The sequence below is a fragment of the Streptomyces sp. NRRL S-646 genome (genome assembly GCF_000720765.1).
In the GTDB taxonomy this organism is placed as follows: domain Bacteria; phylum Actinomycetota; class Actinomycetes; order Streptomycetales; family Streptomycetaceae; genus Streptomyces.
On the sequence record NZ_JODC01000001.1, the window covers coordinates 1 to 24,400 of the forward strand.

Below are 24,400 nucleotides of genomic sequence, written 5' to 3' on the forward strand. Positions count from 1 at the left end.
CAGCTCAACATGCCCATGCCCGCCGACCGGCCGGGATGCCGCACCGCCACACATTCAGGTGAAGACAAAACACCTATGCACTCACGTACCGCCCTCTGAAGACGCGGATCATGCTTCAGCAGCAGAGCGACCATGGTGATGAGCTTGTAACCGCCGGCCGTCTTGGGCTGGCTCGTCCGCCAGCGCTTGACCATCGCCCCCGTCAGCTCGTCCAGGTCCCGAGGCGGGTGGTCCAGGTCAGACAGGAAGTCCGTGAACCTCTGGAGCTGGCCCCAGTTCTTCTGAGAGGTGACGTGGGCGCCCCACTGCTGCGGAGTGCACCGGGCCGCGAACAGCCTGGCCAGCGACCGCTGCATCGGTTCGGCGACCGGCAGCGTCGAGAAGTCGTAGTCGGCTGCCCGGCCGTGCCGGTTGATGTGACGGACCACCAGGCCGTCGTCGACCAGCGTCTCCGGGCGAGCGTGTGTGGCCGGAGGCAACGACGCCCGGCGTCCCTGGCCACTCATGCTGCATTGCCCGCGGCCGGCACCAGACGGGAATCGATGTCCTGGATGCCCTCCGACTCCCGGGCGATTCGGGCGAAGACCGCGTCCAGTTCCGGCATCGGTGCCTCGGCCGGGTCGTCGTCGGTCGAGGCGAGCATCGCCCGCAGCTGAAGATCCGCGACCGGGGCGAGGTAGTGCTTGACCGTCGTCTCCCGCGACGAGTGCCCCAACAGGTTCTGGACCATGAACCACGGGTCGCCGTAGAGGAGACGGAAATCCCGGCGTTCCTCCGGGGTGAGGCCGAACCGCTGGTCCATCAGGTAGTTCAGGACGACCAGCATGTAGAGGGCGAAGCTGTGGCGCCCGGAGTGAACGGTCGCGTAGGGCGCGAACACCTGGTGCGGGTCCCGCCGCAGATGCTCGGGCGGGGTGAGTATTCGCTCGCAGCGCTTGTTCGCGGTGCGGAACACGTTCTCCCATGACGACGGCAGGAACGGCAGCCCCCGCTCGTTCAGCCAGAGCCACAAAGGCTCCGGTCCGTGCGGACCCTCCTCGAACAGCAGAATCCGTTCCTGCCAGGTCAGCAGGCTCAGTTCCTGTTCGCCGATCACACCGTCCTGGTCACACCAGCGGACCTTCGGCTTCAGCCCCCGCGTCACCTCGATCAGCATCCGCATCTCGGGCAGCCGGTCGTAGCGGCCTGCCTTCTGCGCCCGGCGGATCACCCAGGCCCGTGACGACGCGGCATACGACTCAACGTCCCCAACGGCGTCCGAGCTGACGTAATACGTGCGCTGCTTCTTCGACCGCGTCACCGCTGCGGCGATCTTCCCGCGGTAGTAACGGCCGCCGCCCAGGCGCCGCTTGGGAACCTCGAATGTCAGCAGTGAAGCCGCCTCCTGGAGCCGCAGGCCCGAGGAGACGACCGTCCGAACGAAGGCGACATTGCGGTCCTCCAGCCGGCCCACCCAGCTCGGCTCCACAATCCCCTCGCGGGTGTGGCCCGCAGACCGACGTCGATCCACCGACGCCAGGCCCGCGGCGTCAGCCAGTGCACATTGCTCGGCCGGGCGTCCTTCGCCCGCTGGGCGGGAGCCGTCACCACCTCACCGTTCCGCCCGAGCACCTGCTTCATGACGACCGGATTCAGCTTGAGATACCCGGCCTTCTTCGCCCACGAATACAGGCTCGCGATCGCGGCTAGTTCCCGATCCCACTTGGACCCGCCGATCCGCTGCGGATTCGACATGGCGAACCGGCGCCAGTCCTCGTAGTCCTCCAAGTCCTTCGGCGTCGCCTCCAGCCACGACTTCCCGCGGGCCCACAACGCGGTCAACAGCAGAGCGACATCCGTCGCGTAATTCCGCCTCGTCTCCTTGGTATATCCGCTGAAAGGACGCGACTGCACGTACAGCGACAACAGCGGGTCCACGCGGTAATCCGGCGACAGGAAGATCGGATCTCCCGCCCGTACTTCGACCGCGGCCTCGCGTACGGGCAGGTCTCCCCACCCCTCCAGTACGGCCGTACGTACACCGCCACGTACCGCATCCTGCGGCACCCAGAACACTCGCCAGCTCACTCTGTTCCGCCCCTGTTGATCCGCTTCAACACGCTAGATCATCAGGGAATTCGGTGACCCTGCGGCGAAAGCGAGTCGTGATGTCGAGTGCCTGTGCCCTCGTAGGGTTCACCACGCGGTGCAGGGTGGAGGGCCACCTGTCGCCGGTCCACTCGGCGAAGAGGTCGCCTGTCATGACGGCGAGCCGGCCCGGCGTCAACGGCACGGGCTCCCAGGAGCCCGCCCGCAGGACTTCGAGACCACCGGGTCGGTCCTCTGCGGTGACGACGGTGAAGGCGCCGTAGTCGGTGTGGGCGCCCGCTCGCATCTGACCGGAAAGGGGAGGCTCGGGCTGGTTCGGGTAGTGCAGGGCACGGAGCATGCTGATCGACTGATCGAACTTGTCGTCGAAGAAGTCGTCGTCCAGGGCGAACGCGTGCGCGCACAGTCTCAGCAGCGCGTTCCGGACCCGGATGAGATGCCGGTAGTACTCCTCCCAGACCACGGACATCCGGGCCGGCCAGACGTTGCGCGCGAAGTGCGGTCCCGAGCCCGGGTGCCGCTCCGGGCCTCCGCCCAGTGACTCGGGGGGACCCATGTCCATCTTCTCCTTCAGATCCCCGGGCGACTCCTCGTCCAGGGAGTACGCGATGCCCTCCCTGCCCAACCCGGACCAGCCGCGTACCTGGTCCGGTTGCGGCTGTGCGACCAGTGCCTTCTGCTCGGGGGGCAAGGCGAAGAACTCGCGGGTGACGGCGAAGAGAGATTCGATCACCGCGGCGGGGACACCGTGCCCGACGACCTCGAAGACACCGGCGTCCCGGCAGGCCCGATCGAGACGCTGCGCTTCGGTCTCGAATCTCGTGGAGTCCGCCGCTGCCGCCTCAAGGTCGATGACTGGCAGGATCTGCATATGACCAAGTATGGCGCCGGCCCCGGAGCGCCTTCGGCGGAACAGCGCGTACCGCACGTGTCCGTCACGGACATCGCCGAAGCCACCGGCATGTCGGTGGTTGTGGGGCATCCGGAGCAGACCGTGTCGCCGAGGGCGCGGGACGACCCGATCGGTGCCGTGGCCGTCCTCCCTCACGAACCGGCAGCCCGCTCGGCGGCGGTCCGGGCCTGGCGCGCCTACGAGGGGCCCGGCCTCATGGTCGTGTACGAATGGCGGCCGGTGCGCGTCGATGGTCCGCTGCCGCCGCTCATCGGCGAACTGCGACCCGTCTTCGGTCTGGTCGGCGCAGTGGCCGTCACGGTGGCCGGTACCGGGCGACGGGTGAATCCGCCGGCCGATGTGGTCGCGGTCGCGAAGGAGAGCGGGTGCCCGTTGTTGTGGGCCGATGCCGACTGCCGGACCGCGGTGATCGTGCAACGGGTCGAGTCCCTCCTGCGGCGACCGGCCGCCGAAACGATCGGACCCTCGCTCGACACCGCCCTCAGTGAGTTGATCCGCCATGGCACCGAACTGGAAGCACTCATCGCCGGTGCGGCAGGCCGCATCGGTGCGCACATCACCGTGTCTGCGGGAACGGACGTCCTGGCGGAGGAGCCCGTCGGCAGCGGGGATTCCGCGCGAGTGGTGGCGGCCCTCCACCTCGAACGCCATGGCCGCGTCGTCGCCGAACTCACGGTCCGCAGAGAGACCCCGCTCAGCAGCCGCGAGCAGGAGTACGTCGAGGACGTCGCGCGGGTTGCGGCGCTGGCGTCGTACGTCCGGTTGTCGGAGGCAGCCACCCGGGAACCCACGGAGGAACTGCTGCGGGAGATTCTGGGGGAGGATCTCACTGCCCGGGAGCGGGCGCTGCGTCGGGCCAAGCGGCCCCAGATCTTCCCGCAGCGCCGTGCGGTCATCTTGGTGCTCGAGCCGTTCGGCGTCCCCGTCTCGCGGACGGGCACCGATCTGCAGGCACTCAAGGCCTCGCACGGGAACATCACGGTGGCGGCCCGAAGGCTCTTCCTCCATCCCAACACCCTGCGCCTGCGGATCGCACGGATCGAGACCCTGATCGGCCCCTTTCTCGCGGACCCTGATCGACGCCAGACGGTCTTCGTCTCACTCGACCTCTTCCTGTTGGACCAGCCGGAGAACGAGTGACGACGGCTCCGGAGAGTCAGGCCGATGCGCGTCTTCACTGTGCGTGACGGGCATGTGGTGTGCGGTCTGCGACTGAAGAGCCCCCGCCAGACAGCCAACACCCGCCGGCGCACCTCCGACCGCCCACGACTCGGAGGGCGCCTCGCACTTCTACTACAGGCTCGGCATGGCCCACGCGCCGGCAGCCGCCTGCAGCGAACGCCCTGTTGACTTCGTGCACGTCGTCCGCGATCTCGGCAGCCTGCCACACCGGGACGAACTCCAGCAGGCCGTCTGCCGGTTGCGCCGATGCCGCCTGCACCTGTACGTGACGCGGACGAGGCCGCAGGACAGCCTGTCCGAACATCACCGCGGACGTCCGGACAGCACTCTCATCACCGGCCTCCTCACGGATCCTGCGTCCACCGACGCCCACCTGTGCGGACCACCTGGTTCATGACCGACGTGAGGGCGGCCGTAGTGGCGGCAGGCGTGCCTGCGAGCTCCATCCGGTACGACGCCTTCTACGCGCCGAGGACCGTAAACATCTCTCCTCGGCCCGCACCGCACGTGGGGCCGTTCCAGGTCACCTACCGAGTCTCAGGGGGCAGTCCTTCATCACCGGAACTGCCGCACCCCGTGACGGAGACGGCAAAGATGCCCAGCGCGGCGACCAGCAGCGAAATACGCGGCCGCTGCACGCTCCGGCAGGCCACAGCGCTGGGCCTGCCTGGTCTGCAAGTTTGCAAGCCCGGACTCTCTCGTGATCATGATTCGGGCCGGATCATCCCAGGTCACAGCAGGGATGGGCAACGGTCCAAGACCGACGTGAACCCTCTCGATGCGAACTACGGGCGGGGCAGGACAAACGCCACGCTCAGTACCAGACGGAGAACGTGGCGTCGGCTCTGCCGGTGGTGGTGGAGATCGGGTCGATGCGCAGCGCGTAGTCGTAGTGCCGGATGTAGCGGTCCGGGTAGTTGTGGGAGCGGAACGACGACCAGGACGGGTCGGCGAGCCCGGACGTCTTGTGGAAGGTGGCGTCCTCGGCGAATTTCGCGGTGCCGTCGTTGGCGTCCAGTCGCAGCTGGAAGTAGGAGTGCCGCAGGTAGCGGGTCGGGTCGGTGACGCACTGGAAGGAGACGCCGGAGGGGTCGGCCAGCCCCGGCACCAGCTTCCATTGCGAGTCGGTGTACGGATCGAACGGGTACGGGTCGATGCGGCCGAGGGAGTCGACCTGCCGCCAGTATCTGTCCGGGAAGTTGTAGGACTTCAGCCGGTTCCAGGCCGGCGTTCCCCACTTGGCGACCATGTTGTCGTACACCGTCTGGGGAATCGGCTTGATGTCGGCGTGCTTGGAGTTCAGCGGCTGGGTGTAGACGCGCCGGTCGGTGGCGGTCCAGGTGCCGGTGGAGAGGTCGCTGGTCTGCCAGGTGTAGAACAGCGCGTTGGCGTCGCCCCACAGGTACCAGGTGCCGGCGGCCTCGGCGAGGATCGGGCCCTCGATGCCTCCCTGGGGCGCCAGGCCTGAAGTGAACTGGGTGAAGCTGCCCGGATTGAGCGAGGTGGACTTCGCACCCGTGAGGCTGTTGTGGCCTTTGTAGTACAGGTAGTTGACGCCGTTCACACCCTTGGCCAGGGTGCCGTCGATGATGTCGTAGCCGGGGTCGAAGAAGACCTGCGGCGACGTCACGGTCTGGAAGTCCGTGGTGTAGTTGACCATGATCACGTTGTGGCCGCTGCTGTTCACGGCCGAGTAGATGATGGCGTACTGGCCGCGGGAGGCGTCCCAGAAGGCGTCGGGCGCCCAGGTGTGGGTGGCCATGTCGTGCAGTTTCAGCAGGCGGTAGTTGTCGAAGGAGCGCAGGTCGGCGGAGTCCCAGACGTGGATGTACGGGGTCTTCTTGGTCCAGTCGGTGCCCTTCAGGTTGGTCGCCATGACGACGTAGGTGCCGTCCTGCTTGGGCAGGATGACGGGGTCGCGCAGACCGCCGTCGCCGGCGGTCGGGGTGACGACGGGGTTGTTCTGGTTCAGCGGCATCCATTGCAGCGCGTCGGTGCTGACGGCAAGGTGCAGGCCGTAGTCCGTACCGAGGTTCCTCGGTGACTGGGTGAAGTAGGCCATGACGAACGGGGAGGTCGTCGCGGCGCTCGCGGACCGGCTGCCGAGGGTCAGCGCGCCGGTCATGGACAGCGGCACGGCCGCGGCCATGCCGAGGAACAGCCGGCGCGACGGGAGGGGGGTTGCGCTCATCTGGTGCCTCCGGGACGTAGGAAGGTGCGGGCGGATGAAGAACCCGTGGGCGGCCCCGGCCCGGAGCCGCCCACGGGTTGGTCCCTCGTCAGTTCCAGGGAGCCGCGGTGAGCCAGCTGGTGTCCTGGGCCCATGACGTCGTGGAGTCCCAGGCGTTGGAGCCGCCGTTGCCGGCGATGTAGACCGTGTAGTTGTAGTGGCGGAGGTACTTCGTCGGGAAGTTGACGGACTGGAAGGAGGTGCCGACGCCGCTGTTGCCCGCGGTGGGGCAGAAGGTGGCGTCCTTGGCGAATGCGCTGCCGCCGTCGTCGAAGTTCAGGTTGAGCTGGTAGTTGAAGTGGCGCAGGAACTGGCCGGGCTTGTCGACGGACTCGAAGGACAGACACGAGGTGTTGGCCAGTCCGGCCCGGACGATCCAGGTGGCGTCGGCCTTGTCGGTGGCCGAGCTGGCGGCGGTGATGTTGGAGATGACGACCTTGGTGTCGGCGTCGTTGTGGCGCAGGTAGTGCGAGGTGCAGCAGGGCGAGGTGGTGGCCTTGAGAGAGATCCGGGAGCCGGGGGTGAGGGTTCCGGTGCTGGTCGAGCCGCTGCTGTAGCCGGCGGCGGTGATGTTGGCTTGAACGGCGTTCTCGGTGGCGTCCGAGGGGTAGCCCGCGGTCATGACGCCCTCGTAGAAGGTGCCCTGGGCCCACTTGCTGTTGTCACCGCCGATGCCGAGGATGATCGCGCCTTCCTTGTGCATCGGGTTGTAGCCGGAGGCGGTGGGGCGTATTCCGTTGTAGAAGGTGGACAGGCCGCCAGACTGGGCGTCCCCGCCGCGCAGGGCCCACTGGTTCGCGCCGCCCTTGAGCATGGCGGTCAGGAACCGGTGGTCGACGCTGGGGTCATTGGCGTTGAATCCGCGGTTGACCCCGGAGAACAGGCCGTTCTCCAGGTCGGCCATGACCCAGGGGCCGTTGTCGCTGCCCCAGCCCCATGCCTTGCTGTTGCCGAAGTAGAGGGCCTCCATGTGGCCGTTGCCGGTGTCCAGGTTGTTGGTCTCGGCGTTGCCGTAGTCGAAGCAGCAGCCACTGTTGAAGTGCTTGCCGTTGAAGATCGCGTACATGCCCTCGGGCTGGTCACCGGTGGCGATGCCGTTGGTGTTGTCGTTGCGGTAGCCGGTGCCGGGGGCGATGTAGACGCCGTACGCCTTGTGTCCGCCGACGGTGACCGGCGCCTCGACGGCGTTGGCGAGGTTGTCCGGACCGCCGGCGGCTCCGCCTCCGGGGGCCTGGGTGAGGTTGTTGCCCTTGGGGGACTGGTCGTAGATGACGGTGTTGACGCAGGTGGTGTTGGCGCAGAAGGAGTCCTGCTGCGCGGCGTCGGCGACACCGCCGGCGCTCAGCGGGCCGATGTCCTTGGTCGTGTTGTCGGAGGCGCGCCTGACCTGGTACAGCGGGCCGTTGTACGCCCCGTACAGGGCGCGGGTGGTGCTGTGCGCGGCCACACAGGGGGTGCCGCCCGCGGCGTAGATGTCGCACGGTCCCTGGGTGGCGGCCTGCGAGGTGGTGGCCGTGGCGGTGAGCAGTCCGGCGGCGAGCGCGGCGGTGGCACCGGCCGCGAGCAGCGCGCGTCTGACGCCGCGCATCCAGAGTGGCTTGATCACGAAGAACTCCTTTTCGAGGTGGAGTGTGAGGTGAGTGTCGACGAACTCCCGGGTGCCGCCGTCACGGCGGCAGCCCGGCCCGGCCGGTGGCTCCGTGGGCCGGCTGAGGCGGCGGGCGTGGGGTCCGCCGCCGGAGCGGTGGACCCTCAGAGCGCTCAGGGTGGGGCTTGACCGTGAGACGGTGGGGTCAGCTCGTCACGCGGAAGGTGGCGTCGCCGCGCCCCGTCTCGGTCGTGATCGGGTCGAGCTTCAAGTAGTAGGCGTAGTGGCGGATGTAGCGGTCGGGGAAGTTGTACGACTGGAACGACGACCAGGTGGCGTCGGCGAGGCCGGCGACCTTCCGGAAGGTGGCGTCCGCGGCGAACTGGCTGCTGCCGTCGTTGAGGGCGAGCTGGAAGTCGAAGTTGGCGTGGCGCAGGAAGTAGCCGGGGTAGTTCACCGACTCGAAGGAGACGGTGCCGGTGCCCGCCAGGCCGGGCCTGATCCGGAACTGGGAGTCCTCGACGGGGCTGACGTTCGGGTCGATGCGCACGTCGAAGCCGATCTGGCGCACGTACCGGTCCTGGAAGTTGTACGACTGGAGCCGCTGCGCCGGGGTGTTGGGCCAGCGGGCGAGCACGCGGCTCTCCTCGGCGGCCGTGAGGGTCATGATCGCGCCGTGGCGCTTCGGGGTGCCGCCCATGTCGTAGCTGGTCGCATCCTGAAGCCGGTAGGTGCTGACGTCGAAGGGGTTGGTCGTCAGGATCGGCCGGTACTCGCGGACGCCCTGCGGGTTGTTGTAGTCGATGTAGAGGGCCCACTCATTGCGGTCCCTGAACTTCATCCAGACCGGGCCTTCGACCACATTGCCGGTGAGGCCGATGCTGGAGAGGTTGCCGAGGTTGGTCCACGTCCCCAGGATCGAGTTGCTGCCCTCGACGTTGTTCTGGCCGTCGCCGGAGACCCTCAGGTAGCGGTAGGGGCCGGTGCCGGCGGGCACCTCGGTCATCTGGGTGTCGACGACCGGGGTGCTGCCGGGCGGGTCGATCCAGATCTGCGGGGTGGTGATGGTGCGGAAGTCCTTGGTGCGGGCGGCGTAGATGCGGTACTTGAAGATGCCGTTCACCGTGGCGTTCGTCGCCCAGTACAGGACGTAGTCGTTGGTCTCGGGGTTCCAGATCGCCTCCGGTGCCCACGCGTTCTTTCCGCCGGGGATCAGTCCGGCGGCGCCGAGCAGCCACGGCTTCGACCAGGTCACCAGGTCGGTCGACTCCCACACCACGAAGTTCGGGCTGCCGTTGGTGTACGTCGAGCCGCAGTTGATGCACAGATCGGTCGCGATGATCCAGTACTTGCTGCCGTCGGGGGAGCGCACCAGTGCGGGGTCGCGCACCCCCTTCGTGCCGATCTTGGAGTTGAGGACCGGCGCTCCGCCGTTGAGGTCGTTCCAGTGCAGGCCGTCCGTGCTGTGCGCGAGGTACAGCATCTGACCGGTCGCGGAGTCGCCGGTGAAGTGCACCATCAGGTAGCCGGGGTCGGCGGCGGCCGCCCGCTGGGGTGTGATGAGGGCTTGGCCCGTGAAGAGGAGGCAGACGGCGAGCAACATCACTGTCAGCCGGGCGCGGAGCGCAGACATCGGATCTCCTGTCGGGTGCGGGTGCCACCGCCGGGCGAAGGGGGAGCGGGGTGGCGGGGGGAACTTGGTCTCGGAATGGGCGGGACAGGACACGGACACCGCGCGGGCCGGAAGGGGGGATCCGAACGACGGTGTTTCACCGCTTCGCCCAGGGCGCCGTGGTGACGGCGGGTCAGGGTGCGTGGGCAGGCGCGTCCGCCCAGGTGGGGCGGTTGCGGAGCGGGCCGGGTGTCTGTGCTTCTCGGCGCCTGTGAAGGCGCGTCAGGTGGGGGCGCTTCGGTCGGAGGCCTTCATTTTCAACTCACTGTCAGATCAGGCAGGTTGGACGATATATCGAACGCTGTTCGTGAAATCGGGCAGAGGCTAAATCCGAAAAGAGAGCGCGTCAATACATCCGACACATCCGATTAACCGAACGTACAAATGAGCGATCCGGCACTCACCCGGTCCCCTGGCCCGGCTCATACGAGACATGCCCCGTCCGCCTCGGGGAGGAGGACGGGGTCCAGTCCCGCTGACCGACCATGGCCGGCGGCGCGAACAAGGTCTCCCTGGTCGACGCCCGGCGCACCTACCGGGAACGCCGGCCGAGGGCAGGGCCGGGCAGGCCGCGGTGGCTCAAGGAGGCCACGGGCGCCCGCCTTCGCTCCCACGCATCCAGCGACATCCCCCGCCCGCACAACCCCCAGCACACCGCACCGGCAGCCGGCCCCACCCTCGATCACCAGCCACACCGCAGCGCTCAACCCCGTCGGGCAATCACCCGCACAACGTCCAACCCAGTTTCTGTTATTGCCCCGCCGTCCCCCCGTCTCCTGTACATGCATGCGACACGACAGATCCGTCGGCGCACCGTGCCCAGAGCCACGGGCGCCGCAGCCGTCGGTCTCGCCGGTGTCGCCCCCTCGGTGGCCGCGGGCGGAGCCTTCGCGCACCCCGGCCTCCTCCACGCCGGCGCCGACCTCGCCCGCATGGCCGCCAAGGTGAAGGCCGGCGCCGCGCCCTACACCGCCGGGTGCGCGAAGCCGACCGCCAACCCGCATTCGCAGAGCGGCTGCACGGCCCGCCCGCAGGCCCTCGTGTACCGGGGTGTGGAACTGCGCCTCCGCAGCACGTGGCCGCAGAGCTACGGGAGGACCCGACAGCCGGTAAGAATTTTGTGTTCACACGGCTGGACACAAGCAAGGTCCATGTCCGTTAATCCATCCCATGTGTCAGCGAAGATCCGCGTTCCATATTTCGGACGACGTTTGAAAAGTCGAACCACGTGAGGAAGGTGTCGTCGGCCTGTCGGCCGTAGGGCGCCGCGTCGGCAGCACACAGGCCCGTGACGCGCCACGCCCGGCCGTCGGACGTGTGAGCCGGCACATCAAAAGTCCAAGCAGTCGCTCTGCCGTATCGAAAGGCTCAAGATGTCTTCCTCCGTCAGCAGACGTCGTCTCCTCCAACTGGCCGGGGCCACCGTGGCTGCCTCTGCCACCGGAACCTTCCTTGGCGCGTCTCCCGCCCAAGCGGCCATCGCCCCCGCGAGGACCGACATCGGGGTCCTGGCGCACCCTTTCGAACTCGGCCAGGTCCGGCTCACCGCAAGCCGGTGGCTGGACAACCAGAACCGCACCCAGAACTACCTGCGGTTCGTGGATGTCGACCGGCTGCTGTACAACTTCCGCGCCAACCACAAGCTGTCCACCAACGGTGCGACCGCCAACGGCGGTTGGGACGCGCCGAACTTCGGCTTCCGCACCCACATCCAGGGGCACTTCCTCACGGCATGGGCACAGTCGTACGCCGTGACCGGGGACACCACCTGCCGGGACAAGGCCACCTACATGGTCGCGGAACTGGCCAAGTGCCAGGCCAACAACAGCGCTGCCGGCTTCAACCCCGGGTACCTCTCCGGCTACCCCGAGTCCAACTTCACTGCTCTCGAGCAGGGAACCAGTGGCGAGGTGCTGTACTACACGATCCACAAGACCCTCACCGGCCTGCTGGACGTATGGCGCCACATCGGCAGCACACAGGCCAGGGACGTGCTCCTCGCCCTGGCCGGATGGGTCGACTGGCGCACCGGCCGGTTGACCACCCAGCAGATGCAGACCATGCTGCGCGTCGAGTTCGGCGGCATGAACACCGTGCTGACCGATCTCTACCAACAGACAGGCGACGCACGGTGGCTCACCGTCGCCCAGCGGTTCGACCATGCCGCGGTGTTCGACCCCCTGGCGGCCAACCAGGACCAGCTGAACGGAATTCACGCCAACACCCAGGTCCCCAAGTGGATCGGGGCTGCCCGAGAGTACAAGGCCACCGGCACCACCCGCTACCGGGACATCGCCACCAACGCCTGGAACATCACCGTCAACGCGCACACGTACGCCATCGGCGGCAACAGCCAGGCGGAGCACTTCCGCGCCCCGAACGCCATCGCCGGCTACCTGACCAACGACACGTGCGAAAGCTGCAACACCATCAACATGCTCACCCTCACCCGGGAGCTGTTCACGCTCGACCCGAACCGCGTCGCACTGTTCGACTACTACGAGCGGGCGTGGCTGAACCAGATCATCGGTCAGCAGAACCCGGCCGACGACCACGGCCACGTCACCTACTTCACCCCCCTCAAGCCGGGAGGTCGACGCGGTGTCGGCCCGGCGTTGGGCGGCGGCACCTGGAGCACCGACTACGGCACCTTCTGGTGCTGCCAGGGCACCGGCCTGGAGATGCACACCAGGCTGATGGACTCCATCTACTTCCACAGTGACGACACACTGATCGTGAACATGTTCGTGCCGTCGGTGCTCACCTGGACGGAGCGCGGTATCACCGTCACCCAGACGACGACCTACCCTGTCAGCGACACGACGACCCTTCAGCTCACCGGCAGCGTCAGCGGAACGTGGGCGATGCGCATCCGTATACCCAGCTGGACCACCGGTGCCACCATCAGCGTCAACGGCGTCGCGCAGAACATCACCGCCACGCCCGGCAGTTACGCCACCCTGAACCGCTCGTGGACCTCCGGCGACACCGTCACCGTCCGCCTGCCCATGCGGATCGGCATCCGACCGGCCAACGACAACGCGAACGCCGCCGCGATCACCTACGGCCCGGTGGTCCTTGCCGGCAACTACGGTGACACCACGCTCAGTTCCCTCCCGTCGCTGAACACGTCCTCGATCAAACGGACCAGCAGCAGTTCACTCGCCTTCACCGCCACCTCCAGCGGCGCCACCGTCAACCTGGGCCCGTTCTACGACGCGCACGGCTTCAACTACACCGTCTACTGGAACACCACCGGCAACACCGTCCGTCTCGCCAACGCGAGCAGCGGTCTCCTGCTGGGCATTCAGAACATGTCCACGGCCAACGGCGGCCGCGCTCTGCAATGGACGGACAACGGAACCGCCGACCACAACTGGGAAATGATCACCGATGGAAGCGCGGTCCGCTTCCGCAACGCCAACAGCGGCAAGGTGCTCGGCGTCCTGAACATGGACACGGCAGACAGTGCCACCGTTCTGCAGTGGTCGGACAACGGCACCGCCGACCACAAGTGGACGCTGCTCGACCAGGGAGACGGGACCTACAAGATCCGCAACGTGAACAGCGGCAGGCTGCTCGCCATCGCGGGCAACTCCACCGCCGTCGGCGCGTTCGCGGTCCAGGACTCGGACGACGGCACCGCCGACAACCGCTGGCGCATCGTGCTGAACTAGCGTCCGGGCGTGGCTTCGTCGGGCAGCGACGGACGAGGAGCGGGGCCGTCGACCACCTGATGCGCACCCTTCGGCAGGGCCTCCGCCAAATCCACTACCGCAGCAACCTCATCGACGGATGTCTCGCCGAAACCGGCCTCACCTTGACGACATCACGCCGGCAAGGTCAGTAAGACCGCTGTGCGGCCGACGGCACTGCAGTTCCCCAGGGCGCGGGGAACCGCGCGACCAGCCACGACCGACCGGCAGCCCGACGACGGACCGCAGTGCACCGGCGAACGCCCTGGAGGGGAACGCGGGCATGGCAACGCCCCCGGTGGTGCCAGGGGCGTTGCTCGGTTCGGCCGGAGTCGGCCGGTCAGCTGCCGGTGGCCGACCTCCAGGCCTCGACGTACGACGTGAGGTTCTTGTTGATGTCGTTCCAGTCGGGCTCGAAGAAGTCGACGCCGTCCATCAGCTTGGTGAGGGCGATGGCGTTGGCGTCGGTGGCCTTGACGTCCTGGCGGGCCGCGAAACCGCCGCCGATCTCGCTGACCTCCTGCTGCTGCTTCTGCGCGAGCATGAAGTCGAGGAGCTTCTTGCCGTTCTCGCTGTGCGGGGCCTTGGTGACGAGGCCGGCCGCGTACGGCAGGGCGAAGGTGGTGCGCTTGCCGTTCTTGTCGGCCGGGAACCAGATGCCGAGGCCCGGCATGGTCTTGGACTGGGCGTAGTTCATCTGCACATCGCCGTTGGCGACGAGCAGTTCGCCCTTGTCCACCTTGGGGGCGAGCTTGCCCGTGGAGGCGGATGGGCCGACGTTGTTGGCCTGCAGCTTCTTCAGGTAGGCGAGGGCCTGGTCCTTGCCGCCGAAGTCGTGCATAGCCTTGATCAGAACGGCGGTGCCGTCACCGGCGACACCCGGGGTGGAGTACTGCAGTTTGTTCTTGTACTGGGCGTCGAGCAACTCGTCCCAGGCCTTGGGGGTCTGCTTCAGCTCCTTCTTGTTGTAGACGAAGCCGAAGTAGTTGTTGACGACGGAGGTCCAGGTGCCGTCCGTGGCCTTGTCGGCCCCGCTGACCTGGTCGGAGTCCTTGGGCTCGTACTTCTCCAGCAGGCCCTTGTCGCCGGCCTCCTGGATGAAGGGCGGGAGGGTGACCAGCACATCGGCCTGCGGGTTGCTCTTCTCGCGGACGGCGCGCTGCACGATCTCGCCGGAGCCTCCCTCGACGTACTTCACCTTGATGCCGGTCTGCTTGGTGAAGTCCGCGAAGACCTTGTCGTACCAGCCGTCGCCGTTCTCGCCCTTGAGACCGTCGGCGCTGTAGACGGTGACTTCCTTGGCGTCGGAGGCGGAGGAGGAGCCGCAGGCGGACAGCACGGGGGTGGCGAGGAGAGCGAGGGCTACGGCGAGCGTGATGCGGGTTCTGGGCATGGCGAGGCCAACTCCTGGTTTTTTCAAGGGGATTACAGGGGTTGCGGGGGTGCGGGGGGTGGGTCAGCGGTACGACGCCCGGGTGCGGACCCGGGAGACGGCGAACAGGACGAGCAGGGTCGCGGCCATCAGCACCACGGCGACGGCGGAGCCGGTGAACAGGGCGCCGCGGTCGGTGGCCGCGTAGATCAGGACGGGCAGCGGGGTCCAGTCGGGCGGATACAGCATCATCGTGGCGCTCAGCTCGCCCATGGACAGGGCGAAGCAGAGGCCGGCGGCGGCGGTCAGTGAGGGCAGGAGGAGGGGGAGACGGACCCGCCACAGGACGTGGGCGGGGCCGGCGCCGAGGGAGGCGGCGGCCTGTTCGTAGGCCGGGTCGAGGCGGGTGATCGCCGCCGACACGGACTGGTGGGCGAAGGCGGTGACCAGCACGGTGTGCGCGAGGATCACGATCCACCGGGTGCCGTTGAGCACCATCGGCGGCTTGGAGAACGCCACCAGGATCGACAGCCCGACCACGACCGACGGTACGGCCACCGGCAGCACGAACAGCGCGTCCATGAACCTGCGGTACCGCTTCTTCAGGGCCGCCCCGGCCAGCGCGGCCCAGGTGCCGACGGCCAGCGCGAGCAGGCTGGCCGCGGTGGCCGTGAGCAGGCTGGTGGTGAGCGCCTGCAGGGCCTCGCCGCGGGTGGTGGCGCGGTAGTTGGCCGTGGTCGGACCCGAGGGCAGGACGCTGGACCAGTGCGTGGCGAAGGAGGCGCCGAGCACGACGAGGAGGGGAAGGGCGAACAGCGGCACGAAGAGCAGCAGGAACACTCCCCATACGGCCCACTTGGCCTTGCGACTATGCACCAGCACGACGGCTCACCACCCGGTAGAGGCCGTACAGCCCCACGGAGATAAGGACGTTGACGACGGCGACCACACACGCGCCCGGATAGTCGGACTCCAGGATCGCCTTGCTGTAGACGAGCATCGGGAGGGTCGTGACCCCTTTCGCGCCGGTGAAGAGCACGATCCCGAACTCGTTGAGACAGAGGACCAGGACGAGACTTCCGCCGGCCGCGAGCGCGGGCAGCGCCTCGGGCAGGATCACCTGCCGCACGATCCGCGGCGCCCGCGCCCCGAGCGAACTGGCCGCCTCCAGCTGCGCGGTGTCCAGCTGCGAGAACGCGGCGAGCAGCGGCCGCATCACGAACGGCGTGAAGTAGGTAACCTCCGCCAGCAGCACGCCCCAGGGCGTGGTCAGGAACTGGAACGGCCCGCTCGCCGCGCCGGTCGCATCCGTCCACGCCCCGTTCGCCATGCCCACGCTGCCGTAGATGAACAGCAGCGCCAGTGTGATCAGGAAGGACGGGAAGGACAGGAACACGTCGATGAACCGCGCCACCGCCTTCGCCCCGGGAAACGGCACGAACGCGATGACCAGCGCCAGCAGAAAGCCGACGACCAGACAGCCGATGGTGGAGGCCACGGCCAGCCAGACGGTGGTCCACAGCGCGTTCCGGAAGGCTTCGGAGCCGAAGACGTCGGTGTACGGCTGGACGGAGGTCCCTCCGCTGTCGGGCTGGAAGGACTGCTGGACGACGAGGGCGAGGGGGTAGAGGAAGAAGAGGGCGAGGAGGGCCACCGGGGGCAGGGCCCACAACAGACGCCTACTCATGGGTGACTCCGGCGGGCAGCAGCACCGCGTCCTCGGGGGCGAAGTGCAGAGCCACCGGGTCCCCGAGCGAGGGCGGATCCTTGAGCTCGCGCACGTCCGCCATCACCGTGTGCCCGTCGACCTCGACGTACAGCCGGTGCGTGGCTCCCCGCCACTGGATCTCCCGTACGGCACCGACGAGTTGGTTGGGGCCCTGCCCCAGCCCGACCAGATGCGGCCGTACGCACAGGATGGCCCGTGCTCCGGCGATCACCCCGTTCGTGTCGACCTTCAGCTCCGCGCCGGCGAAGGAGACACCTGCGGAACCCACGGTCACCGGCACCAGGTTCGCGCCGCCCACGAAGGACGCGGTGAACTCGTCGGCCGGGGAACGGTACAGCTCCTTCGGCGTGCCGCAGGCCTGCAGCCGCGCCTTGTCCATGACCGCGATCCGGTCGGCCAGGGTCAGCGCCTCGACCTGGTCGTGGGTGACGTACAGCATCGAGACGTCCGGCAACTCCCGGTGCAGCCGGGCGAGTTCAGCGAGCATCCCGGACCGCAGCTGGGCGTCGAGCGCGGACAGCGGCTCGTCGAGGAGCAGGACGTCCGGCCGGATGGCGAGGGCGCGGGCGATGGCGACCCGCTGCTGCTGTCCGCCGGACAGCTCGCGCGGGTGGCGGCGGGCGTAGCCGGCCATGCCGGTCATCTCCAGCGCCTCGGCGACCCGCTGCCGTATCTCGCTCCTGGAGATCCTGGGATGCTTGCGCGCCTTGAGCCCGAAGGCCACGTTCTCGTCGACCCGCATATGCGGGAAGAGCGCGTACTGCTGTACGACCATGCCGATGCCCCGCCGGTACGGCGGCAGGTCCGTCACGTCCCGGCCGCCGAGAAGCACCCGCCCGGACTCGGGCCGGACGAACCCGGCAACCGCCCGCAGCGCGGTGGTCTTGCCGGATCCGGACGGCCCGAGCAGCGCCATGACCTCGCCGGGCTCGACGGTCAGGTCGAGGGAGGCGAGGACGACGTTGCCGTCGTAGGCGACGGTGACGGAATCGAAGCGGATGCCCATTTCAGCGCGCTCCCGAGAGCAGGGCGGGCAGGTCGGCGACGGAGTCGAGGACGTGTGTGGCACCGGCGGCGCGGAACGCGTCGTCGCCATGGGCGCCGGTACGCACCCCGGCGACCAGCCCGGCCCCGGCCCGAACGCCGCTGAGCACGTCGTACGAGGTGTCCCCGACGACGGCGACCTGGCGTACGGCGTCGGCGGCCTTGGTACGGACGAAGGCCTCCAGGACCATGTCCGGGTACGGCCGCCCGCGCCCGCCGGCGTCCGCCGGGCACAGGGTGAGCGGGACGAGGCCCTGCCAGCCGAGGGCGTCGAGGATGGCGTCCTGGGTGATACGGGCGAAGCCGGTGGTCAGCACGACGGTACGGCCGCCGGCGGCGAGTTCTTCGACGGCCTCGCGGGCGCCGGGAATCGGGGCGATCAACCCCGCGTCGACCAGGTCGCCGTACGCCTTCTCGAAGGCGGTGTTGGCGCGCTGGGCGCGGTCCTCGGCGCCGAACAGGTGCCGAAAGACGGAGATCTTGGACTCGCCCATGGTGGCGCGGACGTAGGCGAGGTGTTCGGCGTGCTCGGCCGAACCGGGTGCGACGCCCAGCTCGGCGGCGGCCGCCTCGAAGGCGCGCTCGACCAGTCCGCCGTCGGCGACGGTCGTGCCGGCCATGTCGAGGACGACGAGACGGATATCGGTCAGGGGGGTCAACGTGCTCACCAGCCCAGTTCGTTCGCGGTGGTCTCGGCTATCGCGGGGGCGCAGGTCATGCCGCGCCCGCCGGGCCCGGTGACCAGCCACACGCCGTCGCTCACCTGCCGGCGGTGGACGACCCGGCTCTTGTCGGTGCACTGCGCGTACACGCCCGCCCAGCGGCGGCGGATGCGCGGCAGCGGTCGGGCGAGCAGGGCCTCGACGACGCCGGCCAGATGCTCGTACGGCTCCTCGACGGTGTCGAAGGCGAAGGGGTGCTCGTACTCATGGGTGTCGCCGATGGTCAGGCCGCCGTCGGCGCGCTGCACCATGAGCAGCTGCATCTTGTGCTCGGCCGCAGTCTGCGGCTGCGGCCGGCCGGTGTTGAACGCGTCCAGCGCCGGGGACGCGTAGGCCGGGTAGTAGCGGAAGCTGTCGGCATCCGCGACGGAGGTCGTGAGCGTTTCACCCAGCGGGTCGGTCTGCATCATCTGCAGGCGCACGCGGCGCACGGGCAGGTCGGGCCCGGCCAGCTCGCGGACGAGTCCGCCGAGCCAGGCGCCGGTGCACAGGACGACGGCATCGGCCTCGTGCACGTCCCCGTGATCGTCTCGCACGCTTCCCGCGCCGGTCACCTCGCGCACCTCCCGTCCCGGCAGGAAGGTGTAGTTCGGCGACTTCAACAGTTCGGCGCGCAGGGCGAGTTGGGCGGTGCGCGGCTCGACGGCCGCGTCCCGCTCGCAGTACAGGGCGGCGCTGAAGTCGCCCCGCAGGGCCGGGTTGAGGGCGCGGGCCTCACCCGGGGTGAGGAGCTTGTAGCCACGGGCGGCGGCGTCCGGGCGGGCCACGGCGGCCTCGGCGACGGCCAGTTCCAGGGCGCCGCGGACGGGAGTCAGGGACCCGTTCGCCCTGAAGCCCAGCGCCGGCACACGCGCGCCGACACCCTCCCACAGCTCCCGCGCCCGCAGCGCGGTCTCCAGCTCTTCTCCACCGGCGCGGCCGCTGACCCAGATCTGCCCGAAGTTGCGCAGCGAGGCGCCGCGCGCCTCGGCCTCACGCTCGATCTGGACGACCTGGTGGCCACGTTCCACTGCATGCCAGGCGTGCATGGTGCCCACCACGCCTGCTCCGACGACTGTCACTTTCACGACGTCAACGCTCCTCGGGATCGGGTAACCGGAAGGGTCCGGCCGACAACGAGAGCGTGAACGACCCATCACGTTTGGGCTAGACCCGTTATCTTTTCGTGATGCTCACGATGGCGTACGAGAGGTTGTTTTTCAGCCGCGCGGCTGGGTGGCGGTCAGCCTTCGAGGTGGGCGGTGAAGGAGAACCGGTCGCCGCGGTACAGGGTGCGCACGCGCTCCAGCGGCCGCCCCTGCGTGTCCCGGGACACCCGGTGGATCAGCAGCATCGGCAGGGCGGGCGGGGTGCCGATGAGCAGGGCCTCCCGGGGGGTGGCCAGCACGGTCTCGATCCGCTCATCGGCGTCGCCGAAGTCGATGCCCTGGGCCTTCAGATAGGCGTAGAAGGAGGAGTCCGGGTCGAAATCGCTCTGCAGACCCGGGACGCGGTCGACGGAGACGTAGGTGCTCTCCAGCCCGATCCGCTCGTCGTCGGCGAGCAGCACCCGCTCCAGGTGCCAGACGGGTTCGCCGCGGGTGAGTCCGGTCTCGGCGGCGAGGGCCTCCGGGCAGGGGAAGCGGTCGAGGGTGACGAGTGTACGACCGGGCGTACGCCCCTGCCGCCGCACACCCTCGGTGTAGCTGGCGAGGGACAGCGGCTGGGCGAGCTTGGGCCCGGCAACGACGGTCCCGCGCCCCTTTCGCCTCAGCCGCCCCTCCAGTACCAGCTCCCGTACGGCCTGCCGCACGGTCTCGCGGGCGACGTCGTACCGCTCTGCGAGGTCCCGCTCGGTGGGGATGACGCCGTCCTCCCCCAGTTCGTCCAGCAGCGCGGCGATCCGTGCCTTCACCGCGTAGTACTTGGGGATACGCCCGTGCTCGGGAATGCCGGATCGGACGGGGGCGCCGGGGGCCTGGTCGTTCGGGTAGTCCACGCAGGGATCGTCGCAGACGGAGCGGGTGTCGGTCGTACGGCCCCTGTTCAGCGGCTTCTGCGGGCCAGCAGCGCCGTGCTGGCCCCGACCAGCGCTGCGGTGGCCGCGAGCAGCGTGGGGGGCGGGGCCGGGTCCGGTCCGAGCCGGCTCACCGGCCCGCCGCGGCGCTCCAGGACTGCTCGCCGGCCGTCAGCAGCTCGCCATCCGCGACCTGACCAACACCCTCACCTGGCGCTGGCGGCGCACACCCACGACCCCATCGAGCAGATCATCCACTTCCAGGAGATCCGCTTCGACCAGAACGGCACCCGACTCCTCCCGGTCACCCTGCGCCTGCTCCCTATCGGTTGCTGGTGTGGTTGAGGGCCGGGTGTGGGTTGCAGATCGGTGAGGCGAGCGCGGTGTGCCTGCAGCAGTTCGTCTTTGCGGCCGACATGCTGCTCGTGGACCGGAAGGTCACGCAGGATGGGGGAGCGTCGTCGGCTGGGCGGCGTAGGCGTCCCGCGCCGACCGTGTCGCGGGTGCTGGGCGGGGTGTATCCGGCCTGGGCCTTTTCTCCTATTGAAGAAGCATGGCTGGTTGGAGTTGGAGCCGTCGGCCCGGTAATGGTCCGGATCTTGGCCTCAGCGAGGCGGTCCTGGTCATCTGTGGCCGCCGCACCCCTCGGTTGTGACAGCGCCAGGCGGATGCCCTGGCCGCCTGCCCTGTGCTACGGCGCGGTGGGCAGGTGTGGGGAGCGGAGTACGAGCAGGGTGATCTCGCTGGGGGCGAAGACGCGGAACGGCGGGCCCCAGAAGCCGGTGCCGCGGCTGGTGTAGAGGAGGGTGCGGGTGCCGTGGTGGCTGAGGCCGGCGAGGGCGGGCTGGTCGATGCGGACCAGGTGGTGGAAGGGCCAGATCTGGCCGCCATGAGTGTGGCCGGAGAGTTGGAGGTCGATGCCGGCGGCTGCTGCCCGGTCGACGAATTTGGGCTGGTGTGCCAGGAGTAGGACGGGTAGGTCGGGGTCGGCGCCGTGGAGGGCTCCGGCGAGGTGGGCGCGGTGGCCTGCCAGGCCGGAGGACTCGGCGGTGACGTCGTCCACGCCGGCGACCACGAGGGTGTCGCCTCCGCGTTCGAGCAGCAGATGGCGGTTGCGCAGCGGCTCCCAGCCCAGTTCGTCCATCAGGTCGACCCAGCCCTGGGCCTCGCTGTAGTACTCGTGGTTGCCGGTGACGTAGACCCTGGCGTGGGTGGCCCGCACGGTTCCGAGTGGGACGGCCTGGGCGCGGCGGCGTTCGGCCGTGCCGTCCGCGATGTCTCCGGTGTGGCAGACCAGGTCGGCTTCCAGGGTGTTCACCGTCTCGCACACCCGTGCCGACCAGCGGGCGCGATCGAGGGGACCGTAGTGGGTGTCGGTGATGAGGGCGACGCGGGTGCCGTCCAACCCGGCGCCCAGCCGCGGGAGTTGCACGTCGAGTCGGCGCACCCGTGGCACGCGGCGGGCCTCGGCATACCCCCAGGCCAGTAGGAGGGCGGTTACGCCGAGGACGGCCCAGGTGACGATCCGGGCCCGGTCCTGGCTCTCGCCGACGTCGGCCACGGCCAGTGCGAGCCGCAAGAGGACGCCGAGCAGGACGGACCAGGTGAAGAGAACCCAGCTCGTGCCCAGCAGGGTGTCACCGACGATCGCCGCCCCGTCCTGCTGGCGTCGGCCGTGGCCGCGCATCATCGTAAGCGGCATACCGACGAGGCCGAGGACGAACAGGGCGGTGCCGACCAGCGTGACGGGCAGCGGCCAGCGCTGGCCGCTGTACAGGAGCACCCAGCAGGGCACGGTCCACAGCAGGACGGGGGCGACCAGGGGGAGGTAGCGCATCAGGCGGTGCACTCGGCTGGGCCGCGGAGCTTGCGCGTCGCTGTCGGCGGGCCGGGCGTTGCTGGTGTCGGTCACGCTTCCCCTCTTCGGCCAGGCTGCTGTCTCGCGCACTGTATCCGGTCGTCCTCGCGCTCGCGTACGCACTGCTGCGCGACTCAGGCTTGTGAACTGACGGTCGACGCAGGGCACTTGAGCGTACCCATGGTGGCCAGGGCACCACGGTCCACGAAGCGGTGCTGCGCCTCACGCCCGGGCTGTGCGCTTCAGATGTGTGTGGAAGAACGCCTCGATGCGTCGCCACGCGTCCGCGGAGGACTCCGGGGTCGGGTCCGACCCCGGCGATACGCAGCAGCGGATGCACCGGACGCGGGCCGAACTGTTCGTCGTTGAGGAAGGCGTGTCCCGCCCGCGGGTACTCCTTCAAGTCCTGGACGACGCCCAGTCGGTCGAGGGCGGACTCGAGCTTGGCCGCCGCTCCCTTGAGCCCTCGGGCGCGGCCCCGTAGCTGGCGACGACGGGACACGAAGGTGCTGAGCGGCTCGTTGAAGCCCCGCTGGATCGCGAGCGCGGACCGGACCAAGGCAGGAGCTTCCTGCGCGACGGACGACGACGCGGACGCGATCGGTTGGACATTGAACAAAGGCAGGCTGAGGCAGAGACAGTGCGCGTGAGTCCGTCCCGCGCCGTAGCGGTACGGTGTGCGGCAGTCGATCGCGCGTTCTGCGGTCGCTGACCGATCAGGGGGTTTCATGAAGCACCGCCGCCCGCGTCCACGTAGTAGAGCGATCGCCAGAGCGGTCGGTTCGGCGGGTGCGCTGGCCGTCGCGCTGGGTGTGGGGATGACACCGGCGATGGCCGCCGGGAAGACGTCCGACACGCCTACGGCCACCGGGTTCTCGCCCGACGAGCCCGAGCCGGACACGAACTGGGCGCCCGAGAACGACGAGGGCCCGCAGTCCCAGAGGCCAGTACACCCTGAGGCGTTCGCCTCCAGCCGCACGGCCGCGTCCGCTCTGCAGCTCAAGATGCCGGCGCCGACCGGGCCCAACAGCGTGGGCATGGTCGGCCTGCACCTCGTCGACTCGTCCCGTACGGATCCGTATGTGGGCGGCAAGCGCGAGCTGATGGTCACGCTCTGGTATCCGGCTACCTCCACGTCCGGGCACTATCTGGCGCCGTGGATGCCCTCGCTCTCCGGCAACCACTTCCTCGCCACGCGCGGGCTGTCGCCGCAGCAGGTGACCCTGCCGAAGACCGCGGGCCATGTCCTCGCCCCGGTGAAGACCTCGCTCGGCAAACTGCCCGTGCTGCTGTACTCGACCGGGCTGCACTCGGACCGCGCGATGGGCACCGCCCTCGCCCAGGACATGGCCAGCCGCGGCTACCTCGTCGTCACCGTCGACCACACCCACGACGCCAACGAGGTGCAGTTCCCCGGCAACCGTGTCGAGTACAACAGGATGCCGGCGGGCACCCACTCCTCCGACACGCTCAAGGTGCGCGCGGCCGACATCAAGTTCGTCATCAACGCGCTCGGCAAGATCAGCACCGGCGGCAACCCGGACTACGGCCACGCGACGCTGCCCTCCGGGCTGTCGAAGAACGTGGACATGTCCCGGATCGGGATGTTCGGCTGGTCGCTGGGCGGTGGGGCGGTCCCCACCGCTATGCAACTCGACAAGCGCATCGCCGCCGGTGCCGACCTGGACGGCCAGTTCTTCGGGACGGCGCCGAGCAAGGACCTGGACCGCCCCTTCATGCTCTTCAGTTCAGGCACCCACAACCGCAACAACGACGCGTCCTGGCGCACGATGTGGTCGCATCTGAAGGGGTACCGGGTCGACATCAAGCTCCATGGCGCCGCGCACCTGTCGTTCAGCGACCAGGAGTGGATGGTGCCGCAGGAGGCGGGCCTGCTCGGGCTCTCCCAGGCTCAGCTCCAGCAGCAGTACGGCACGATCGACCCGAACCGGGCGGTGCAGGTCCAGCGCGTCTATCTCGCCGCGTTCTTCGATCAGGCGCTGCGCCACAAGCACAGCACCCTGCTCGACGGGCCTGCCGACAAGTACCCGGAAATCTCTTTCGTCCCCTGACCGGAGAGTCGACCAATAGGTCGATCACGTGTTCGAAGGGTCGGACCTGCTCGCGGGTCCGCCCTTCGGTGTGCCCGGGTGGCGGTCCGGCAGGTGTCGCCGCCTCCCGGTGGTCCCGTGAATTCGAATTAACGCGTACGTCACATGCGGCGAACGTGTGATGGTTATGTGACAGGCGGGGGCTAGGATGTTCGTTCACTCGAACGTTTGGGCGCTCGGCGCCAGTTGAGGAAGGATCC

At 68.7% G+C, this 24,400-nt stretch carries 18 protein-coding genes and 2 pseudogenes; 5 read left to right on the forward strand and 15 right to left on the reverse strand.

Annotated elements, in window-relative coordinates:
• From IH68_RS0100005 to IH68_RS56165, 4 genes and pseudogenes are all read right to left on the reverse strand, one after another.
• Positions 1 to 506, reverse strand: a pseudogene (locus IH68_RS0100005) (hypothetical protein); the annotation flags it as partial.
• Positions 503 to 1,453 carry a hypothetical protein gene (locus IH68_RS49365; RefSeq protein ID WP_234341118.1) on the reverse strand — a complete coding sequence of 317 codons (951 nt, stop codon included), beginning with the start codon at positions 1,451 to 1,453 and terminating at the stop codon, positions 503 to 505. The pseudogene IH68_RS0100005 and the gene IH68_RS49365, both read right to left, overlap by 4 nt.
• On the reverse strand, positions 1,366 to 2,067 hold the full coding sequence (locus IH68_RS57610) for a site-specific integrase (RefSeq protein WP_234341125.1): 702 nt from the start codon (positions 2,065 to 2,067) through the stop codon (positions 1,366 to 1,368). Before IH68_RS57610 ends, IH68_RS49365 begins: the two co-directional genes overlap by 88 nt.
• A 25-nt stretch (positions 2,068 to 2,092) precedes the next feature.
• The gene (locus IH68_RS56165) at positions 2,093 to 2,959 is read right to left on the reverse strand and encodes an isopenicillin N synthase family dioxygenase (RefSeq protein ID WP_051833003.1); all 867 of its coding nucleotides are present in this window, start codon (positions 2,957 to 2,959) and stop codon (positions 2,093 to 2,095) included.
• On the opposite strand from IH68_RS56165, the gene IH68_RS0100020 reads away from it, so the two are divergent.
• Positions 2,960 to 4,141, forward strand: coding sequence for a PucR family transcriptional regulator (locus IH68_RS0100020; RefSeq protein ID WP_030926512.1), 1,182 nt, complete (start codon positions 2,960 to 2,962; stop codon positions 4,139 to 4,141).
• 856 nt (positions 4,142 to 4,997) lie between these two features.
• Here the strand turns inward: IH68_RS0100020 and IH68_RS0100025 are convergent.
• From IH68_RS0100025 to IH68_RS0100035, 3 genes are all read right to left on the reverse strand, one after another.
• On the reverse strand, positions 4,998 to 6,374 hold the full coding sequence (locus IH68_RS0100025; protein WP_030926517.1) for a glycoside hydrolase family 43 protein: 1,377 nt from the start codon (positions 6,372 to 6,374) through the stop codon (positions 4,998 to 5,000).
• A gap of 88 nt (positions 6,375 to 6,462) precedes the next feature.
• Positions 6,463 to 8,001, reverse strand: a complete 1,539-nt coding sequence (locus tag IH68_RS0100030) for an alpha-L-arabinofuranosidase B (protein ID WP_199931826.1) — start codon at positions 7,999 to 8,001, stop codon at positions 6,463 to 6,465.
• 205 nt (positions 8,002 to 8,206) lie between these two features.
• Positions 8,207 to 9,634: a glycoside hydrolase family 43 protein gene (locus IH68_RS0100035; RefSeq protein ID WP_030926523.1), complete on the reverse strand. Its 1,428-nt coding sequence runs from the start codon at positions 9,632 to 9,634 to the stop codon at positions 8,207 to 8,209.
• A 1,412-nt stretch (positions 9,635 to 11,046) separates the two neighbouring features.
• Between IH68_RS0100035 and IH68_RS0100040 the strand changes: the two genes are divergently transcribed.
• Together IH68_RS0100040 and IH68_RS57620 are read left to right on the forward strand one after the other, a co-directional pair.
• Positions 11,047 to 13,350, forward strand: a complete 2,304-nt coding sequence (locus tag IH68_RS0100040) for a beta-L-arabinofuranosidase domain-containing protein (protein WP_030926524.1) — start codon at positions 11,047 to 11,049, stop codon at positions 13,348 to 13,350.
• A gap of 50 nt (positions 13,351 to 13,400) precedes the next feature.
• Positions 13,401 to 13,523: pseudogene (locus IH68_RS57620) on the forward strand (IS630 family transposase); the annotation flags it as partial.
• Positions 13,524 to 13,708: 185 nt separating this feature from the next.
• Here IH68_RS57620 and IH68_RS0100045 read toward each other — a convergent pair.
• The 8 genes from IH68_RS0100045 to IH68_RS0100080 all read right to left on the reverse strand — a co-directional run bounded on the left by IH68_RS0100045 (position 13,709) and on the right by IH68_RS0100080 (position 22,143).
• Positions 13,709 to 14,761 carry a 2-aminoethylphosphonate ABC transporter substrate-binding protein gene (locus IH68_RS0100045; RefSeq protein ID WP_030926527.1) on the reverse strand — a complete coding sequence of 351 codons (1,053 nt, stop codon included), beginning with the start codon at positions 14,759 to 14,761 and terminating at the stop codon, positions 13,709 to 13,711.
• A 63-nt stretch (positions 14,762 to 14,824) separates the two neighbouring features.
• A complete protein-coding gene (locus IH68_RS0100050) occupies positions 14,825 to 15,622 on the reverse strand; it encodes an ABC transporter permease (protein WP_030926530.1) in 798 nt (265 codons plus the stop codon).
• Entirely contained in the window at positions 15,609 to 16,427 is an 819-nt protein-coding gene (locus tag IH68_RS0100055) for a 2-aminoethylphosphonate ABC transporter permease subunit (RefSeq protein ID WP_030926533.1), read from the reverse strand. The genes IH68_RS0100050 and IH68_RS0100055 overlap by 14 nt, the downstream gene beginning before the upstream one ends.
• Positions 16,420 to 17,475, reverse strand: coding sequence for an ABC transporter ATP-binding protein (locus IH68_RS0100060; protein WP_030926535.1), 1,056 nt, complete (start codon positions 17,473 to 17,475; stop codon positions 16,420 to 16,422). The genes IH68_RS0100055 and IH68_RS0100060 overlap by 8 nt, the downstream gene beginning before the upstream one ends.
• A gap of 1 nt (position 17,476) precedes the next feature.
• A complete protein-coding gene (locus tag IH68_RS0100065; RefSeq protein WP_030926537.1) occupies positions 17,477 to 18,181 on the reverse strand; it encodes a phosphonatase-like hydrolase in 705 nt (234 codons plus the stop codon).
• Positions 18,178 to 19,302 (reverse strand): TIGR03364 family FAD-dependent oxidoreductase, encoded by a 1,125-nt coding sequence (locus IH68_RS0100070; protein WP_037884413.1) that lies wholly within the window; start codon positions 19,300 to 19,302, stop codon positions 18,178 to 18,180. The genes IH68_RS0100065 and IH68_RS0100070 overlap by 4 nt, the downstream gene beginning before the upstream one ends.
• Before the next feature lie 155 nt (positions 19,303 to 19,457).
• Positions 19,458 to 20,213 carry a GntR family transcriptional regulator gene (locus IH68_RS0100075; RefSeq protein ID WP_030926542.1) on the reverse strand — a complete coding sequence of 252 codons (756 nt, stop codon included), beginning with the start codon at positions 20,211 to 20,213 and terminating at the stop codon, positions 19,458 to 19,460.
• Positions 20,214 to 20,922: 709 nt separating this feature from the next.
• Positions 20,923 to 22,143, reverse strand: coding sequence for a metallophosphoesterase (locus IH68_RS0100080; RefSeq protein ID WP_030926544.1), 1,221 nt, complete (start codon positions 22,141 to 22,143; stop codon positions 20,923 to 20,925).
• 214 nt (positions 22,144 to 22,357) lie between these two features.
• On the opposite strand from IH68_RS0100080, the gene IH68_RS56170 reads away from it, so the two are divergent.
• Both IH68_RS56170 and IH68_RS0100090 read left to right on the forward strand, forming a co-directional pair.
• On the forward strand, positions 22,358 to 22,573 hold the full coding sequence (locus IH68_RS56170) for a hypothetical protein (protein WP_030926547.1): 216 nt from the start codon (positions 22,358 to 22,360) through the stop codon (positions 22,571 to 22,573).
• A gap of 244 nt (positions 22,574 to 22,817) precedes the next feature.
• Complete coding sequence (locus tag IH68_RS0100090; protein WP_234341127.1) at positions 22,818 to 24,161, forward strand: alpha/beta hydrolase family protein; 1,344 nt, start codon at positions 22,818 to 22,820, stop codon at positions 24,159 to 24,161.
• Positions 24,162 to 24,400: the final 239 nt, after the last annotated feature.

What these genes read in the sequence shown, in the direction of transcription:
- IH68_RS0100035 (WP_030926523.1), bottom strand. Translation starts at nt 9,634, where the DNA reads ATGTCTGCGCTCCGCGCCCGGCTGACAGTGATGTTGCTCGCCGTCTGC.
- IH68_RS0100045 (WP_030926527.1), bottom strand. Translation starts at nt 14,761, where the DNA reads ATGCCCAGAACCCGCATCACGCTCGCCGTAGCCCTCGCTCTCCTCGCC.
- IH68_RS0100030 (WP_199931826.1), bottom strand. Translation starts at nt 8,001, where the DNA reads ATGCGCGGCGTCAGACGCGCGCTGCTCGCGGCCGGTGCCACCGCCGCG.
- IH68_RS56165 (WP_051833003.1), bottom strand. Translation starts at nt 2,959, where the DNA reads ATGCAGATCCTGCCAGTCATCGACCTTGAGGCGGCAGCGGCGGACTCC.
- IH68_RS56170 (WP_030926547.1), top strand. Translation starts at nt 22,358, where the DNA reads ATGCGTCGCCACGCGTCCGCGGAGGACTCCGGGGTCGGGTCCGACCCC.
- IH68_RS0100060 (WP_030926535.1), bottom strand. Translation starts at nt 17,475, where the DNA reads ATGGGCATCCGCTTCGATTCCGTCACCGTCGCCTACGACGGCAACGTC.
- IH68_RS0100040 (WP_030926524.1), top strand. Translation starts at nt 11,047, where the DNA reads ATGTCTTCCTCCGTCAGCAGACGTCGTCTCCTCCAACTGGCCGGGGCC.
- IH68_RS0100025 (WP_030926517.1), bottom strand. Translation starts at nt 6,374, where the DNA reads ATGAGCGCAACCCCCCTCCCGTCGCGCCGGCTGTTCCTCGGCATGGCC.
- IH68_RS0100090 (WP_234341127.1), top strand. Translation starts at nt 22,818, where the DNA reads ATGAAGCACCGCCGCCCGCGTCCACGTAGTAGAGCGATCGCCAGAGCG.
- IH68_RS0100055 (WP_030926533.1), bottom strand. Translation starts at nt 16,427, where the DNA reads ATGAGTAGGCGTCTGTTGTGGGCCCTGCCCCCGGTGGCCCTCCTCGCC.
- IH68_RS0100020 (WP_030926512.1), top strand. Translation starts at nt 2,960, where the DNA reads ATGACCAAGTATGGCGCCGGCCCCGGAGCGCCTTCGGCGGAACAGCGC.